Genomic DNA, 15,974 nt, shown 5'->3' with positions numbered 1-15,974 from the left:
GGTAGGGAAATTATCAAGCCAATCGCCTGCACTTGCGTTATAACTTGTGCAGTGAGGAACAAGTTATGAAATTGATAAGTGAGAAAGAAGCGCGGGCAAATAAGCTGACTAGATACTTTACAGGTCAGCCCTGCAAGTGGGGTCACATCGCTGAGAGGCGAGTATCAGACCGCCATTGTTGTGAGTGTGAGAAGGTGCGGAATCGTAGCTCCAACATGACACCAGAACAGCGAGAGCTGAACCGATTCAGGAATCGGGCAGAGAACCTGTCACCTGAAGCGCTGGAGAAGCGACGAGCTAGAGACCGCGAACGCTACCATGCTGATCCTGAAAGAGCTAAGCGCGAATGGCAGGCTTGGGTCGAGTCGAACCGCTCTCAGTGGAATGCTACTGTGGCCAAGGACAAGGCAGCCAAAGTGCAAGCTACGCCTGAATGGGCAGACCGAGCTGCCATTGAAACTGTATATGCCGAAGCTGAGAGGCTGACGCAGGAAACGGGCATCCCGCACCATGTTGACCACATTGTGCCGCTACGCTCGAAGCGCGTCTGTGGGCTGCACGTAGCTTGCAATCTGCGGGCTATCCCTGCCGCTGAGAATTGTATCAAGAGCAACCGGCACTGGCCGGACATGCCGTAAGATGGTGGCCCCACCTGGACTTGAACCAGGAGTCTACCGATTATGAGTCGGGTGCATTAACCAATTATGCTATAGGGCCAAATTTTTCCTACCTGTGGGCTTCATGCTCTAACCAACTGAGCTAAAGGCCCGAAACTTTGTAAAACGCTTACACACCTTTTACATGGTGCTGCCGCTCAATTTCTCTTCTTGGGGTAAGCGGCTGTATTTGCTATGTTTTCTCTCTCCGGCCACCCGTTAGCGCATTCTATTATGAGTCGGATGCTCTAACCAACTGAGCTAAAGGCCCCAAAAAGAGCGCCAATGATACCACTTCCGGTCATTGGCGCAATACTATTGAAATGAAGTACTTAGCCTTCGTCGATGAAGGTGCGCAGGTGATCGGAGCGGCTTGGGTGACGCAGCTTGCGCAGGGCCTTGGCTTCGATCTGACGAATACGCTCACGGGTCACGTCGAACTGCTTGCCCACTTCCTCGAGGGTGTGGTCAGTGTTCATGTCGATACCGAAACGCATGCGCAGGACTTTGGCTTCACGCGCGGTCAGACCGGAGAGGATCTCCTTGGTCGCTTCGCGCAGACCTTCGCCGGTGGCAGTGTCCACCGGGGAGGACAGGGTGGTGTCCTCGATGAAGTCGCCCAGGCTGGAGTCTTCGTCGTCGCCGATCGGGGTTTCCATGGAGATCGGCTCTTTGGCGATCTTCAGCACCTTGCGGATCTTGTCTTCCGGCATTTCCATGCGTTCGGCCAGCTCTTCCGGGGTCGCTTCGCGGCCCATCTCCTGCAGCATCTGGCGGGAGATGCGGTTGAGCTTGTTGATCGTTTCGATCATATGCACCGGAATACGGATGGTGCGTGCCTGGTCGGCGATGGAGCGAGTGATCGCCTGACGAATCCACCAGGTTGCATAGGTGGAGAACTTGTAGCCGCGACGGTATTCGAACTTGTCCACCGCCTTCATCAGGCCGATGTTGCCTTCCTGGATCAGGTCGAGGAATTGCAGACCGCGGTTGGTGTACTTCTTGGCAATGGAAATAACCAGACGCAGGTTGGCTTCAACCATCTCTTTCTTGGCGCGGCGGGCATGTGCTTCGCCAATGGACATGGCGCGGTTGACTTCCTTGATGTCAGCCAGGCTCAGGCCTATGGTCTCTTCAATCTGAACCAGTTTGCGCTGCGCGCGCTGCAGATCATACAGGTTACGGCTGATGGCAGCAGCATAGGGCTTGTTGCCGTTGGCCAGTGATTCGAGCCACTCGCTGCTGGTTTCATTGCCCGGGAAGCTTTTGATGAACGCAGGGCGTGGCATCTTGGCTTTCTGGGTGCAGATGCGCATGATGCTGCGCTCCTGCTTGCGGATGCTTTCGATGCAGTTGCGCACACGCTCGACCAGTAGCTCATAATAACGCGGCGACAACTTGATCGGTGCAAAGGCGTTGCACAGTGCCATTACCGCTTCGGAAATTTCATCCTGGCTGGCATTGCGCTCACGTGCGGAATTCAGGTTGTCCAGGCATTCCTGAATAAGGCCAAAACGCTGACGGGCTTCTTCGGGGTCTGGGCCGCGTTCTTTTTCGTCAGTGCTGGAGTCGCTGTTGTCGCTGTCATCGTCGTCGTCATCATCGTCGTCGTCGCTGCGATCATCATCGTCGTCATCGATATCGACCGGCGCATCGGTTTCATCTTCGGGCACTTCGGCATCGGGGTCGATATAGCCACTGAAGATGTCACTCAGGCGACCCTCTTCCTGCAATACCTGGTTATAGGCATCCAGAATGATGTCAACGCTGCCCGGGAAGCGGGACAGGGCCATCATGACCTCACGGATCCCTTCTTCGATCCGCTTGGCAATGTCGATTTCGCCTTCACGCGTCAGCAGTTCAACCGTACCCATCTCGCGCATGTACATACGCACGGGGTCCGTGGTGCGTCCGGCGTCCGATTCTACGGCGGCCAGTGCGGCAACGGCCTCTTCATCGGCTTCATCGGCCGAGTCACCGCCTGTCAGCAGAAGATCTTCGGCATCCGGTGCTTCTTCAGCAACGCGGATACCCATGTCGTTGATCATGCGAATGATATCTTCGACCTGATCCGGGTCGGCGATATCTTCCGGCAGGTGATCGTTAACCTCGGCATAGGTGAGATAGCCCTGCTCTTTACCCCGGGCGATCAGTTCCTTTAGACGAGACTGCTGTTGGGATTTGTCTGACATAGAGCCCCTGCGACGAATGAATGCTGGTGTGACGGATGGCGTAAAAATAAGCGCAGTATTATACCTGTTTGCCGACGTTGCGGCTACAGCTGGTCTTTACTGCACTGCAGGCATATACCTGAGTTGGTATGAGAATAGACCAGAAATCAGACGCTTGCAGAAAAAAGCAAAAAACCTTCATGGTTGGCGGCTTTGCAGTAGCTGCTGCAGCTCGCGTTTCTCATCATCGGTTAATGGGGCCTGACGCGATTTTTTCAAGAGCTGGTCAAGCAAAGTCTCATGACGACGGCCCAACAGGCGGTTGAGAGTGTCCTCCAGCAGGCGTGCAGCGTCCACATCACCCATCACCGGGTCCAGGTGTGAGATCTCATTCAGCAACATCAGATCGGCGCGATGGTCGGGGTCGTCCTGCCAGTCTACCAGCAGTGTGCCGAGAGAGCCTTCAGGTTCCTGCTGTAAATAATGCAGCAGTCGGATCAGTACGCCGATGTTGGTTTCACTAATGCTGACAAAGTCGGCCGCTGGTGCTGTAGAGCGAGCCAGATCCGGTCGGTGCAGCAGGATGGAGATGGCCTGATTGACCAGATTGCGATGCTCGCTTTGGGTTGGTTTGTTGCGTACAGGTGCTGGTCGTATTTGCTGGTAAGGGTTGGGCGTGGAAGCCGGCTGCGAGGCTTTCTCTGCACTGATTGGTGCTGGCGTGCTGGTTGCCTGGTGCAGGTCGATAACGCTGCTGATCTGTTCCAGTGACAGCCCGGTGATTTCACAGATGCGATCCAGCATCATTTGCTTCAACAGGCTGGGCTGCATCGACTGGATGAGCGGCAGAGCCTGGTTGCTGAAACGGGCGCGGCCATCCATGCTGCTCAAATCGGCTTCATCTGACAGTTGGCGGAAGAAGAACTCACTCAGCGGCAGGGCCTGGCTTACTCGCTGGGAAAAAGCCGTTTCGCCTTCGCGGCGAACCAGGGTGTCGGGATCTTCGCCATCGGGCAGAAACAGGAAGCGAGCTTCCTGGCCATCACGAATCACTGGCAGTGTAACGCCCAATGCGCGTTGGGCTGCCTGGCGCCCGGCTGCATCGCCGTCGAAGCAGAAGATCACCTCGGGGACCAGCTTGAACAGGCGTTCTAGGTGTTGCGCCGTGGTGGCGGTTCCCAGTGTGGCGACGGACCAGTGGATGCCGTGCTGAGCCAGGCTGACCACGTCCATGTAGCCCTCGACAATCAGCAGGCGATCCAGTTGATTGCTGTGCTTGCGCGCTTCATACAGGCCGTAGAGTTCACGCCCCTTGTGGAAGGTCGGTGTTTCCGGCGAGTTCAGGTATTTTGGCTTGTCGTCGCCCAGAACGCGTCCGCCGAAGCCGAGTACACGCCCGCGCACATCCCGGATTGGAAACATGATGCGGTCACGAAAACGGTCGTAATAGCGTTGCTTGTCTTCGTTGTGGATGACCATGCCGGACTGCTCCAGCAGGGGGGCGGCATTCTCCAGGTGAGCAACGTGTTGCAACAGATTGTCCCAGCCCGGAGGAGCGTAGCCGATGCCGAACGCCGCGGCGATCTGGCCGCTGAGGCCTCGCTGCTTCAGGTAGCCGATGGCGCGCTCGCGCTCGGAGGAGCTGCGCAGCATGTCCTGAAAGTAACGGTTGGAGTGCTCCAGTGCTTCAAACTGGCGCTTGATCTCCTGCTCGCGCTGATGGTCGGCAGGTCGGCCTTCATCTCGGGGAACGTCGACACCGGCGAGTTTGGCCAGTTCTTCTACGGCTTCGGGGAAGTTGAGACGATCATATTCCATCAGGAAGCCGAGCGCGTTGCCGCCGGCGCCGCAGCCGAAACAATAATAGAACTGTTTGTCGGGGCTTACCGAAAAGGAGGGGCTCTTTTCCTTGTGGAAAGGACAGAGGCCGGAGTAATTCTTGCCGGCGCGCTTGAGTTTTACGCGGCCGTCTATCACGTCAACAATGTTGACGCGTGCAAGGAGGTCGTCGATGAAGTGTTGGGGGATTCGACCTGCCATGTTCGCTCCGCTGCGGACAGGTCAGCGTATGCGGACCTTAGAGTTTCTGCTTCACCAGGCCGGAGATGCTGCCCATGTCGGCGCGGCCTTGAACCTGGGGTTTGACGAGTGCCATCACTTTGCCCATATCCTGCATCGAGCTTGCGCCTGATGCGGCGATGGCGTCATCAATTATCTGAGCGATCTCAGTATCACTGAGTGGCTGCGGCAGGAAAGTTTTAATCACCTCCAGCTCCTGCTGCTCCTTTTCTGCCAGCTCCGGGCGCTCAGCCGCCAGGTACTGGGTAATGGAGTCTTTTCTCTGCTTCTGCATCTTGTCCATCACGGCCAGAATGCGTTCATCGTTGAGCTCAACACGCTCATCGACTTCGACACGCTGTATCTCGGCCTGAATCATGCGGATCGTACCAAGGCGAACCTTGTCCTTTGCGCGCATGGCATCTTTCATCTGTTCTGTCAGTGTACTTTTCAGATCAGACATTCAAGAGGCTCCGGTGGCAGTGAGTTCAGATGCTAAAACGTCAAATCAGTACAGACGTACGCGACGTGAAGTTTCGCGCTGCAGCTTCTTGGCGTGACGCTTAACGGCAGCAGCAGCCTTACGCTTGCGAACGGAAGTGGGCTTTTCATAGCATTCACGACGACGTACTTCAGCCAGGATGCCGGCTTTTTCGCAAGAACGCTTGAAACGACGCAGAGCAACGTCAAACGGCTCGTTGTCTTTTACTTTAACCTGAGGCATTCAGAGTCTCCTGAATCTGTAAGGAAATTGGATTTTCTCCCCGCCCGGATCAGGATCCATGGCAAGAAGGCCGCATATTTTATTAAGCCCGGGCTGTGGTGTAAAGCAAAGACCCGTGAATTTTGCCTCTATCTGAAGGATAATGCCGTCTATATTGCAACTGCGTTGTCGAAGAGGCTGTTATGCGAGTGCTGGGAATTGAGACATCCTGTGATGAAACCGGTGTGGCGGTGTACGACAGCAAACAGGGATTGCTGTCGGATGCACTGTACAGCCAGGTCAAAATGCATGCCGAATATGGTGGCGTTGTGCCTGAGCTGGCGTCTCGTGACCATGTGCGCAAACTGCTGCCGCTGATCCGCGAAGTGATGGCGAAAGCGGATTTGACACTGGCCGATCTTGACGGCGTAGCCTACACCTCTGGTCCCGGGCTGATCGGTGCGCTGATGGTAGGCGCTTCAACCGGCCGTGCGCTGGCGCTTGGGCTGGGAGTACCTGCGATTGGGGTGCATCATATGGAAGGCCATCTGTTGGCGCCGATGCTGGAAGAGCAGCCGCCGGCGTTCCCCTTTGTGGCACTGCTGGTGTCGGGTGGTCACACACAGCTGGTACGTGTGGATGGTATCGGTCGTTACGAACTGCTGGGTGAGTCCTTGGATGACGCCGCCGGTGAAGCGTTCGACAAGGCAGCCAAGATGTTGGGTCTTGATTACCCGGGCGGCCCCTTGATCGCCAAACTGGCGCAGCAGGGTGATCGCAGTCGCTACCGTTTTCCGCGGCCCATGACCGATCGCCCCGGGCTGGAGTTCAGTTTTTCGGGACTGAAGACGTTTACCCTGAATACGGCCAACGCCGCAAGGGATGAGCAGGGGCGGATCGATCAGCAGACATTGGCGGATATCGCCTGTGCGTTTGAGGATGCGGTGGTGGATACGTTGGCGATCAAGTGCAAGCGTGCCCTGCAGCAAACGGGTTTGAAACAGTTGGTTATTGCCGGTGGGGTCAGTGCCAATCGGCATCTGCGTGAAAAACTGGGTGCCATGGTGCAAAAGGAACGTGCAGAGCTGTTTTACGCTCGTCCCGAATTCTGTACCGATAATGGTGCGATGATTGCATATGCCGGTTGTCAGCGGCTGTTGGCAGGACAGCAGGCTGATCTGACCATCCAGTGCCGACCGCGTTGGCCACTGGATACGCTGGATGCGATTTAAAAGCGGTGTTCTCGACCGCTTATCAGTTTGCGGAGGTTGCTGCTGTGACGCAGCAGCAACAGCAGGCAGGTGATACTGATCGACCAGATCAGTTCGGGCAACAGCAACAGGCAGAGCAGGGGGGGCAGCAGGGCGGTGGCGATGGATGCCAGTGACGAAATGCGGCTCAGTCCAAAAAGGATCCCCCAGCATGCCAGCTGAATCAGTGCCAGAGGCCAGTGCAGTACCAGCATGGCGCCAAGCGTAGTGGCGACACCCTTGCCGCCGCGCAGGCTGCTGAAAAACGGGAACAGATGGCCGCAGACCGCAGCCAGCAAACACCAGCCCTGCAGCTGTAGCGAGGCACCGGACAGCAGGGCCAGCAGCACGGCCAGTGAGCCCTTGCCGAGATCGCCTGCCAGCGTCAGGATGGCGGCTTCTCGGCCACCGGTCCGAAGCACGTTGGAGGCGCCGGGGTTGCCGGAGCCACTCAGACGAGGGTCTGGCAGCCCCATTGCACGACAGACCAGCACGGCACTTGAAAAAGAGCCGAGCAGGTAGGCGCACAACAGCAGCCAGAATTCAAACATGCAGGATTCCAGACGGGCCGGCATCGATCCTTCGCGGAGCGACTGCCAGCGTGGTAAATTAACAACTGCCTCAAATCAAGCATATACAAGGCGGGTGTCAGCTACAATGCAACTCTGGCATGCGCCGTACCGACGGGAGTACAGATGGATATCGTCTACATTCGAGAACTGCAGGTTGAAACCGTTATCGGTATTTACGACTGGGAGCGTGAAGTGCGCCAGACCGTGAGTCTCGATCTGGAGATGGGGACGGATATTCGTGCAGCTGCCGCCACTGAAGATATCGACAGCACTCTCAACTACAAGACTGTAGCCAAGCGGCTGATTGCGTTTATTGGCCAGAGTGAATTCCTGCTGGTCGAGACCATGGCCGAAGAGATCGCTCAGATTGTGCAGGAAGAGTTTAACGTACCCTGGCTGCGGCTGCGCTTGAGCAAGCCTGGCGCCGTACGTGGTGCACGTGATGTGGGGGTGATCATCGAGCGAGGAGAGCGGGGCTGATGCACCGGGTTTACCTCAGTCTGGGCAGCAACATCGAGCGTGAGCACTATATTCGCGCTGCGCTTGATGCACTGAGCCGCCGGTTTGGGCATTTGCAGATTTCGTCGGTGTATGAAAGTGAAGCGGTAGGCTTCAAGGGCGATAACTTCTATAACCTGGTGGTCGGGATTGAAACCGATCTGGATGTGGCCGCGCTCTCGGCCAGCCTCAAACGGATTGAAGATGATAATGGCCGCGAGCGCAGTGGTCCCCGCTTCAGTGGCCGTACGCTCGATATTGATATCCTGACCTACGATAAATTGACTGAGCCGGTGGCCGGGGTGCAGCTGCCGCGTGACGAAATTCTCAATAACGCCTTTGTGCTGCTGCCGTTGGCCGAAATTGCACCGGATGACTTGCACCCGGTGCTCCAGCGTCCCTATGCTGAACTCTGGCAGGCCTATGATCGGGAGCAGAAGCTGTGGCCGATCAATTTCAGCTGGCATGGGCGAGCCATTTCGCGGACAGATTCAGCTGTAGAGTGAGCGCCCGCCGTCCACGGCCAATACCTGTCCGGTAACATAACCGGCCTGAGCGAGGTAGAGCACGGCCTGAGCGATGTCTTCGGGTGAACCGGTGCGGCGTAACAGTGTTTTGGCGAGTACCTGCTCCCGTGCCGCCTCACTCAATGCCGCTTCAGCTTCAGGCCACAGAATGGGCCCTGGAGCGATACCGTTGACTCGCACGTCAGGGGCCAGCTCCTTTGCCATGGAATGAGTCATCATCTTCAGGCCTGCCTTGGCGATGGAGTAGATGGGGTAACCATTCAAGCCGCGCTCGGCATGTATATCCACCAGATTAATGATACAGCCACTGTTGTGTTTCAGCTGCGGGGCCAGCGCAGTGCTCAGGAAAAAGGGTGCGCGGAGGTTGCTGTTGATCAGCTGATCCCAGTCGTGCTGGGTCGCCTGATCCACCGGGGTGGGGTAAAAGCTGGAGGCATTGTTGACCAGCAGATCCAAACGGGTCTCGGCGCCGAGTACGTCGATCATTCCTTGCAGCTCATCGAGATTGGCCAGGTCGCACTGCAATAGTCGACAGCTGTCGCCGCGGCGTTGATTGAGCTGTTCGGACAGTGCGGTAGCAGCTTCGGCCGAATGGCGGTAATGCAGTAACAGATCGTAGCCTGCATCATGCAGACGTTCACAGATGGTAGCGCCGATCCTGAGTGCGGCACCGGTGACCAGTGCCAGCGGACGTGTGCTCATGGCATTTTACTCCTTGTACCGGGCGCAGATTTCGGCCTGCTGTCGGGCCAGCTCCTCTCCCAGAGCCTTGCCGCTGAAGCCCTGCTCAATCAGCGTGCGGGTATCCACTTCAGACAACTGCATCAGCAGCCGCTGCAGAGCGGCTTCCCGCGTTACCGGTATGACGTGGACATGACGGACCAGCTGTAGAAGCGTAGGCATGAGAGCCGGGCGCCTGATCAGGTCCAGTTGTTTCAGCAGCTGTAGCCGTGCGTTGCCGTCAAGCCGGTCAAACTGATACAGACCGTTTACACCCTGGCGCAGTTTCAATGCCAGGTCGCGCATCCGATTGGGTACGCGGTGCTGGCTGCAAAAATTGCCGATAATGTCGCAGGCCTGTTCTGGCAGTATCGACTCGGTGGTCTGATACAGCAGCAGAGCCAGCGCCATGGCTGGTCGTGCGTCGGTATCGGCAATGCCAGACAGACACTGAGCCAATCGATTTGTGTCCAGCCCTTCCAGTTGGGGGAAGAGGCTGCCCAGCGCCCCCGTTTTTTGCAGCAGGGCGAAGTAATGCGCTGGACTGGAAGTGGCCAGCGCGCGCTCTGTCTCTTGCCAGACACGCTCTGGCGTCAGGTGGGCAAGCTCATCCCCGGCGCTGAGTTCGCGCATCAGTGCCAGCGTTTCGTCAGCAACCTGAAAGCCAAGATCGGCGAAGCGGGCATAGAAGCGCGCCACTCGCAGTACTCGCAGCGGGTCTTCACTGAAGGCCGGTGAAACGTGGCGCAGCATCCGCGTCTTGATGTCATCCTGACCGTGCCAGGGGTCGTGCAGCGTGCCGTCTTCCGCTTCCGCGATGGCGTTGACGGTCAGGTCGCGGCGGCGCAGGTCTTCTTCGAGTGTAACATCCGGGCTGGTATGGAACTGGAAGCCGGTATACCCCTTGCCGCTTTTGCGTTCGGTACGGGCCAGAGCGTATTCCTCACCGGTATCCGGATGCAAAAACACAGGAAAATCACGTCCGACCGGTTTAAAACCCCGACCCAGCATCTCGTCAGGGGTGGCACCGACCACCACCCAGTCTCTGTCCTTGACCTCAAGCCCCAACAGTCGATCCCTGACTGCGCCGCCGACCAGATAGATCTGCATCAGCGGCTGCAACGGTCCGGGCACTGTGCGCGCCAGGCTTCAAAACCACCGTCCAGGCTACAGACCTGTTCAAACCCTTGATGTGCCAGATAGGCGGCTGCCGACTGACTGCTGATGCCGTGGTAGCAGCAGACAATCAAGGGCTGGTCAAAGTCTGCCTGTGCAAGGTACTCCGGCAGGTTGTGGTTGCTGAGGTTGGTTGCATCGCGGATGTGAAGCTCGTTGAAGCTGGTTTCATCGCGGATATCGACTACCTGTGCACCCTGGTCGATCAGGTCACAGGCTTCGGTGATGTTGATACAGCGGTACTCACTCACGTGTCAGTCTCCGGGTGTTGGGTGGTCAGTGCAGGGTTGGCTGAACAGCTGGCCATCATCCAGGCGCAGTGCGCTTAGGGCGTTACCCCATACGCAGCCGGTATCGAGCGAGATGCTGCGCTCATTGCGATGATGCCCCAGTGCAGCCCAGTGGCCGTACAGTTGTATGCGTTTGAGTGGTTTGGCCGGCGGCAGTTCAAACCAGGGGCGAAAACCGTTGGGCGCCTCTTCAGGGCGGCCGCTGGCACTGAATTCCAGCCGCCCTTCGGTCGTGATGAAGCGCATTCGGGTCAAATAATTGGTGATACAGCGCAAACGCGCGGGTCCCTTGAGGTCGTCCTGCCAAAGATCAGGCTGGTTGCCGTACATATTGGCAAAAAAACGTTCGGCCCTGTCGCTTTGGAGCACAGCTTCAAGCTCGGCAGCCAGATTGCGGGCAGTTTTCAGACTCCAGATATGAGGTATGCCGGCGTGGGTCATGACGTAGCCCAGCGACTTGTCATCATGCAGCAGGGGGCGATGCTGCAGCCAGTGCATCAGCTCATCCCGGTCGGGTGCGGTCAGAATCGGTTCCAGTGTGGAGTTTGCTTTCTTTCCGTTGCCATTGTGCAGGGCCAGCAGGTGCAGGTCGTGGTTGCCCAGTACACAGACAGCGCGATCTCCCAGACTTTTGACAAAGCGCAGGCATTGCAGTGAACCGGGGCCACGGTTGACCAGGTCGCCAGTAAACCAGAGTTGATCCTGGTCGTTGAAGTTGATCTGCTCAAGAAGCTGCATCAATTCGTTATAACAGCCCTGCAGATCACCAATTGCGTAGGTCGCCATTTAGGCTCCAAAACAGTGATACAGGTGGGCATGATAACGGAAGCGGGTACTGATCTGAAACCCGACGGCAGTTGAAAAAAAGAGGCCCCGCAGGGCCCCAAGACAACCTTAGTATGTTCAGTAACGCAGAGGAGATGTCTGATCAGAGATCGAAGGTCTTGCTGATGGTGAAGACAAATTCGGAGTCTTTCTCGCCATCGCCGTCGAGTTCAGTGTCCAACTGTTTGATGAATGCCAGGCTCATGTCCAGGCCCTGAATAGTTGTACCGTAACCGGCTTCAACGTAGTCTCCGTCATAGTCTTCACCGAATACACCATAGGTCAGGTAGGCGCCTTCGTATTCACCTGTCAGGCTGAAGAAGGTGTAGTCGGCGTCATCACCTGCGCCGTCAACATTTTCACGGCCAAGGACAAACTGGGCACTCAGAAATTTGTAACCGCCGCCCAGGATGAGTTCATGGTAATCGGATGCATCATCAACAGTGTAGAAGTAGCCAGCGTAGCCTACATCGTAGGTGAAGTCGCCGATTTCACCGGCGTAGCCACCGTACAGATCGTATTCGATTTCAGCATCGTCCAGCTGAGCACCCCAGGTGCCGACGTAGAAACCATTACCGAAGTCATAGTCAGCACCAGCCATCAGGCTGGCGTTGTTGGAGGTCTGATCAATGCCACGGAACCAGTAGTCACTCATGGCGCCCACGTTGACCGACAGTTCAGCGCTTGCGGCAGCGGATGCAGTCAGCAGGCCGGCAGCGATCAGAGATTTGGTCAGCTTTTTCATCATATTCCCCTTACAGTCTCTTGAAATAGCAAGTCGGGCATTGAGTGCCGCTTGTTGATCCGGTAAAAGCGAAAGCTGTGCCAGTGTTGATAAATACAAATATTTACAATGTGTTACATGGATATGACAATGTTGTGCTCTTGATTTGTGCACCAATAAAACGCACTCAGCTCCAGGAGTGTGCAGTCGTTGGCAATCGTGAGGGCAGGTGATCCAGTTAAAAATGTATTTTGAACAATTCGACACAACCTAAAGGGTTATTGCTTCGCTTTTGATACTAAAGTAGTGTCTTCTTTACCATGGGGACAGTGTATCGATTAGCTGGCTGCGTGGCCGTGCCTGACGGGACATAACTGGATTGAGCGATGGATAGACAACAGCAGTTTCTGGATCTGACCGGCGATTTTATTGCCAGTGTCGACAAGCATTACCGGATCGAGTTTATAAACCGCTCCGGCCGTGAGCTGCTGGGAATCGGTCAGGAACATGACCTGAGTGTGCAGCCGCTGCACGTCAGCGACTTTCATACCGAAAGTACCTGGCAGCAGCTGTCTCGCGAAATTTTTCCGCAGGTACTGGAATGTGGTTACTGGGCCGGGGTGGTGAATTTCCGCACCCTTGCGGGACATGAAGTGCCTGTCAGCCTCCGCATTTTGCCTCATCTGGATGAGCATGGTCAGGTAACCGGCCTGACCGGTATAGGCCAGGATCAGCGCTTGAAACGTGCCTTTCAAACCCAGGAAGCAATGGCGGAACGCATTCTGGATAGCACTATTGAAGGTATTATCGTCACGGATGCCGCCGCCCGGATCGAGCGGGTTAACCCGGCATTTACCCAAATTACCGGTTATGCTGCATCAGAAGTGATTGGGCAGACACCCAAAATGCTGCGCTCCAATCATCACGAACAGCCCTTCTATGATGCGATGAACACGTCGCTGCGACACCACGGCAGTTGGCAGGGGGAGGTCTGGAACCGGCGCAAGAGTGGTGAAGTCTATCTGCAGTGGATGTCGGTCAGTGCGCTGAAGAATGATAACGGCGTCGTAACCAATTTTGTTTCCATCTTCCATGATCTTACCGAAATGCGTGCAAAAGAAGCGCAAATCGAGGAGCTTGCATTTACTGATCCGCTCACGGGGATGGGTAACCGCTACAAATTGGTGCAGACGCTTGCCCAGCTGCTGAAACGAAACCGAAAACCCTCTACGAATTCAGCCTTGATTGCCTTGATGTGCATCGATATTGGTCAATTGTCACCGATCAATGATCGCTTTGGCATGCGTGGCGGCGACCAGCTGATCAAACGTCAGGCTGAACGACTGCAGCAACACTTGGGCGACAGGCTCAGTTTTTTTCGTCTGACCGGCGATGAGCTGGTGGCTATCATCAATGACACCCATGACCTGACCGGAATGGCGCGTTATGCCAATGAGTGTATCAGCCAGTTGCAGGTGCCGTTATATCTTGAAGGTGAGACGATTCGCTTGAGTCCTTCGGCAGGGCTGGCGGTTTTTCCCAAAGATGGAGATGATGCCGATACTCTGCTGGCCTGCGCCCAAACAGCGTTGATCGCGGCCAAGCAGGCCGGGCGTGACAGTTATCGTTTCTACGACGAGGCTCTGAGTAACGAATTACGTCAACGGCTGATGCTGGAGCAACAGCTGAGACTGGCGATTCAGCATGAAACCGGTCTGGGGCTTGAACTCTACCTGCAGCCGAAGGTTAACATCATCGACCGTGCGCTGGTGGGAGCAGAGGTTCTGTTGCGTTGGCAACATCCTGAAAAAGGAATGATCTCGCCGGGCGAGTTTATTCCACTAGCCGAAGAAAGCCGTCTGATTGTGGCGCTGGACCGCTGGGTGTTCAGTCAAAGCTGTGCTTTGCTGCAGCAATGGCAGACTCTGCTGCCCGTCTTGCCAAGACTGAGTGTCAACCTGTCGGCACGGCAGCTGCAGGAGCCGGATCTGGTTGATTGGTGTCTGCACACCATCGCACTATATGGTTTGGAAGCGCAACAGTTGGAACTGGAAGTGACCGAGACCGCATTTATCAACCTGGCGGACGATGTGTTGCGACAGCTTGCCAGTTTGCGTGCTGCCGGCTTCAGCCTGGCGCTGGATGACTTCGGGACCGGCTATTCCAGCTTGACCTACCTGAGGCGCCTGCCTCTGGATGTGGTGAAAATCGACCGCAGTTTTGTAGCGGACCTGTGTACCGATGCACGTGCGGCTACCTTGCTTAAAGGCATAATTCAGCTGCTCTCTGAGCTGGAGTTCGGAGTGGTAGCCGAGGGGATTGAAACCGATGAACAGGCCCGATTGCTGCAGGATATAGGATGCAAGACCGGGCAGGGTTTTCTGTTTTATCGGCCCATGCCGGCGAGCGAATTCATGCGGTTGTATGGGGAAAGCTGCTCGGCTGGCAACTGAGCCCCGATGCTTCACCAGCAAGCAGGCTGGTGTAGAATCGAGAGTTTTTTGGACATTGCATCGTGTCGGATACGCCTGAAACGCCCAGAGACGAGATAGCCTACCCAGAAGCTTACCGTGATCTCGTCGTCGTGAGTCTTGCCCTGTCACTTGCCATGCTGGCCAACACCATGCTGTTGCTGACGGTGCCTTTCATGGCGTTGGAACTGCAGGTCAGCCCTGCCATGATCGGTCTGATTGTGGCAGCTCCCTACGTATTGCCTTTGGTGCTGGCCATTCCAATCGGTGGTTTCGTCGGCCGTATGGGTGCCAGAAACATTATTCTGGCCGGGGCCTTGGGCATGTCTGCGGGGCCTTTATGTTCACTGTTCTTCCCCTCCTTGACGGGTCTGCTGGCCAACCAGGTTATTGCCGGTATGTCTAATATGGTACTTATTATTGCCGCCCAGTCATTGGTGTCCGGGCTTGGACAGGGGCGAGTGCTTGAGCGCTGTTTCGGCTGGTACACAATGTGTATGTCAGCCGGACAGCTGTTGGGGCCTCTGCTTGCGGGCTATCTGATTGAACACTACTCGCTGCACCTGTCTTTTGCGACCATCGCTTTCATTCCGCTGCTGTCGTTTGTCAGTGCACTGTTTTTCTCGTCCAGTGCCGGTTATGGTGGAAAAAGTCAGCGTGGCAATGCCAGTTATGTTGCCCAGTGGCGTTTGCTTAGAACCAACCACGGCGTACAGCTGGCGATCATCATGTCGAGTGTGTCGCTGTTTATCATGGGGGCACATGCAGGCTTCATGCCGATCTACCTTGAAGGGCTTGCCATCAGCGCGAGCCTAATCGGTGTACTGCTAAGCCTCAGAGCGCTAACCTCCATGTTGGTGCGATTGGTGATGTCGCGTATGATCGACTGGCTCGGCGGGCGTACCCGCTCGATTCAAATCGGTGTTGTTGTGGTGACGGGGGCGCTGATGCTTACCGGTATGGTGGGTGACCAGGTCGTATTGTTGGCCCTGCTGACCATAGCGATCGGTGTCGCGGGCGGGATATCCCAACCGCTGTCGATGGTGATTCTGTCCGAAAGCGTCAGCCGTGAGCAGCGTTCTCCCAGTTTGGCTACACGACTTATGGGTAACCGACTTGCTCAGGCATCCGCACCCGTTATGGTTGGTTTTCTGGCTGAGCTTTACGGATTTCCGACCGCGTTCGCCCTCTCAGCCGGCATCCTGTTGTTGCTGTTTCTGGTCTGGTCCTGGCGTGTGGGGCTGGGACACGGGTTTACGGTGGACAGGAGGGATGAAAAAAACGCATCGTCGTAGAGCACAGCCCCGCCTTCCACTGCATCAAGCCTATAAAA

Annotated in this window: 16 protein-coding genes and 1 tRNA gene; 6 read left to right on the top strand and 11 right to left on the bottom strand. The window is 56.2% G+C overall.

The window, feature by feature from the left end; all coding sequences use genetic code 11:
* The first annotated feature begins 215 nt into the window (after positions 1–215).
* A complete protein-coding gene (locus ABIE61_RS11975) occupies positions 216–638 on the top strand; it encodes a hypothetical protein (RefSeq protein ID WP_354409771.1) in 423 nt (140 codons plus the stop codon).
* A gap of 2 nt (positions 639–640) precedes the next feature.
* Here ABIE61_RS11975 and ABIE61_RS11970 read toward each other — a convergent pair.
* The 5 genes from ABIE61_RS11970 to rpsU all read right to left on the bottom strand — a co-directional run bounded on the left by ABIE61_RS11970 (position 641) and on the right by rpsU (position 5,609).
* Positions 641–717, bottom strand: a tRNA-Ile gene (locus tag ABIE61_RS11970).
* A 271-nt stretch (positions 718–988) separates the two neighbouring features.
* Positions 989–2,848: an RNA polymerase sigma factor RpoD gene (rpoD, locus tag ABIE61_RS11965; RefSeq protein WP_354409769.1), complete on the bottom strand. Its 1,860-nt coding sequence runs from the start codon at positions 2,846–2,848 to the stop codon at positions 989–991.
* Positions 2,849–3,025: 177 nt separating this feature from the next.
* Complete coding sequence (gene dnaG / locus ABIE61_RS11960; RefSeq protein ID WP_354409766.1) at positions 3,026–4,867, bottom strand: DNA primase; 1,842 nt, start codon at positions 4,865–4,867, stop codon at positions 3,026–3,028.
* A gap of 37 nt (positions 4,868–4,904) precedes the next feature.
* Positions 4,905–5,348 (bottom strand): GatB/YqeY domain-containing protein, encoded by a 444-nt coding sequence (locus ABIE61_RS11955; protein ID WP_091822209.1) that lies wholly within the window; start codon positions 5,346–5,348, stop codon positions 4,905–4,907.
* A 45-nt stretch (positions 5,349–5,393) separates the two neighbouring features.
* Positions 5,394–5,609 (bottom strand): 30S ribosomal protein S21, encoded by a 216-nt coding sequence (gene rpsU, locus ABIE61_RS11950; protein ID WP_091822206.1) that lies wholly within the window; start codon positions 5,607–5,609, stop codon positions 5,394–5,396.
* A 182-nt stretch (positions 5,610–5,791) separates the two neighbouring features.
* On the opposite strand from rpsU, the gene tsaD reads away from it, so the two are divergent.
* The gene (gene tsaD / locus ABIE61_RS11945) at positions 5,792–6,820 is read left to right on the top strand and encodes a tRNA (adenosine(37)-N6)-threonylcarbamoyltransferase complex transferase subunit TsaD (RefSeq protein WP_354409764.1); all 1,029 of its coding nucleotides are present in this window, start codon (positions 5,792–5,794) and stop codon (positions 6,818–6,820) included.
* On the opposite strand, the gene plsY is transcribed toward tsaD, so the two are convergent.
* On the bottom strand, positions 6,817–7,389 hold the full coding sequence (gene plsY / locus ABIE61_RS11940; RefSeq protein ID WP_354409761.1) for a glycerol-3-phosphate 1-O-acyltransferase PlsY: 573 nt from the start codon (positions 7,387–7,389) through the stop codon (positions 6,817–6,819). The genes tsaD and plsY overlap by 4 nt on opposite strands.
* A gap of 144 nt (positions 7,390–7,533) precedes the next feature.
* Between plsY and folB the strand changes: the two genes are divergently transcribed.
* Entirely contained in the window at positions 7,534–7,890 is a 357-nt protein-coding gene (folB, locus tag ABIE61_RS11935; protein WP_091822198.1) for a dihydroneopterin aldolase, read from the top strand.
* Positions 7,890–8,414 (top strand): 2-amino-4-hydroxy-6-hydroxymethyldihydropteridine diphosphokinase, encoded by a 525-nt coding sequence (gene folK, locus ABIE61_RS11930; protein ID WP_354409757.1) that lies wholly within the window; start codon positions 7,890–7,892, stop codon positions 8,412–8,414. Before folB ends, folK begins: the two co-directional genes overlap by 1 nt.
* On the opposite strand, the gene ABIE61_RS11925 is transcribed toward folK, so the two are convergent.
* From ABIE61_RS11925 to ABIE61_RS11905, 5 genes are all read right to left on the bottom strand, one after another.
* Entirely contained in the window at positions 8,400–9,137 is a 738-nt protein-coding gene (locus tag ABIE61_RS11925) for a pteridine reductase (RefSeq protein ID WP_354409754.1), read from the bottom strand. The genes folK and ABIE61_RS11925 overlap by 15 nt on opposite strands.
* Positions 9,138–9,143: 6 nt before the next feature.
* Positions 9,144–10,265: a tRNA nucleotidyltransferase/poly(A) polymerase-related protein gene (locus ABIE61_RS11920; protein ID WP_502915056.1), complete on the bottom strand. Its 1,122-nt coding sequence runs from the start codon at positions 10,263–10,265 to the stop codon at positions 9,144–9,146.
* Positions 10,265–10,582 carry a thiosulfate sulfurtransferase GlpE gene (gene glpE / locus ABIE61_RS11915; RefSeq protein WP_206839211.1) on the bottom strand — a complete coding sequence of 106 codons (318 nt, stop codon included), beginning with the start codon at positions 10,580–10,582 and terminating at the stop codon, positions 10,265–10,267. Before glpE ends, ABIE61_RS11920 begins: the two co-directional genes overlap by 1 nt.
* Positions 10,583–10,585: 3 nt before the next feature.
* Complete coding sequence (locus ABIE61_RS11910; protein ID WP_354409750.1) at positions 10,586–11,407, bottom strand: symmetrical bis(5'-nucleosyl)-tetraphosphatase; 822 nt, start codon at positions 11,405–11,407, stop codon at positions 10,586–10,588.
* A gap of 142 nt (positions 11,408–11,549) precedes the next feature.
* Entirely contained in the window at positions 11,550–12,191 is a 642-nt protein-coding gene (locus ABIE61_RS11905) for a TorF family putative porin (protein WP_354409748.1), read from the bottom strand.
* Positions 12,192–12,556: 365 nt separating this feature from the next.
* Here ABIE61_RS11905 and ABIE61_RS11900 point away from each other — a divergent pair, with 365 nt between their 5' ends.
* Together ABIE61_RS11900 and ABIE61_RS11895 are read left to right on the top strand one after the other, a co-directional pair.
* Positions 12,557–14,623, top strand: a complete 2,067-nt coding sequence (locus ABIE61_RS11900; RefSeq protein WP_354409746.1) for a putative bifunctional diguanylate cyclase/phosphodiesterase — start codon at positions 12,557–12,559, stop codon at positions 14,621–14,623.
* A gap of 62 nt (positions 14,624–14,685) precedes the next feature.
* Positions 14,686–15,936, top strand: a complete 1,251-nt coding sequence (locus tag ABIE61_RS11895; protein WP_354409743.1) for an MFS transporter — start codon at positions 14,686–14,688, stop codon at positions 15,934–15,936.
* The last annotated feature ends 38 nt before the right edge of the window (positions 15,937–15,974 follow it).

The organism is Marinobacterium sp. MBR-111 (assembly GCF_040547585.1).
Classification (GTDB): Bacteria; Pseudomonadota; Gammaproteobacteria; order Pseudomonadales; family Balneatricaceae; genus Marinobacterium; species Marinobacterium iners.
Note: the sequence above shows the minus strand (reverse complement) of the source record. Positions and strands in the feature narration are given on the sequence as shown.

Coding starts and splice junctions, on each gene's coding strand:
- folB (WP_091822198.1), top strand. CDS start 7,534: ATGGATATCGTCTACATTCGAGAACTGCAGGTTGAAACCGTTATCGGT.
- ABIE61_RS11905 (WP_354409748.1), bottom strand. CDS start 12,191: ATGAAAAAGCTGACCAAATCTCTGATCGCTGCCGGCCTGCTGACTGCA.
- ABIE61_RS11925 (WP_354409754.1), bottom strand. CDS start 9,137: ATGAGCACACGTCCGCTGGCACTGGTCACCGGTGCCGCACTCAGGATC.
- ABIE61_RS11955 (WP_091822209.1), bottom strand. CDS start 5,348: ATGTCTGATCTGAAAAGTACACTGACAGAACAGATGAAAGATGCCATG.
- ABIE61_RS11920 (WP_502915056.1), bottom strand. CDS start 10,265: ATGCAGATCTATCTGGTCGGCGGCGCAGTCAGGGATCGACTGTTGGGG.
- plsY (WP_354409761.1), bottom strand. CDS start 7,389: ATGTTTGAATTCTGGCTGCTGTTGTGCGCCTACCTGCTCGGCTCTTTT.
- rpsU (WP_091822206.1), bottom strand. CDS start 5,609: ATGCCTCAGGTTAAAGTAAAAGACAACGAGCCGTTTGACGTTGCTCTG.
- ABIE61_RS11900 (WP_354409746.1), top strand. CDS start 12,557: ATGGATAGACAACAGCAGTTTCTGGATCTGACCGGCGATTTTATTGCC.
- folK (WP_354409757.1), top strand. CDS start 7,890: ATGCACCGGGTTTACCTCAGTCTGGGCAGCAACATCGAGCGTGAGCAC.
- dnaG (WP_354409766.1), bottom strand. CDS start 4,867: ATGGCAGGTCGAATCCCCCAACACTTCATCGACGACCTCCTTGCACGC.
- ABIE61_RS11975 (WP_354409771.1), top strand. CDS start 216: ATGACACCAGAACAGCGAGAGCTGAACCGATTCAGGAATCGGGCAGAG.
- ABIE61_RS11910 (WP_354409750.1), bottom strand. CDS start 11,407: ATGGCGACCTACGCAATTGGTGATCTGCAGGGCTGTTATAACGAATTG.
- tsaD (WP_354409764.1), top strand. CDS start 5,792: ATGCGAGTGCTGGGAATTGAGACATCCTGTGATGAAACCGGTGTGGCG.
- rpoD (WP_354409769.1), bottom strand. CDS start 2,848: ATGTCAGACAAATCCCAACAGCAGTCTCGTCTAAAGGAACTGATCGCC.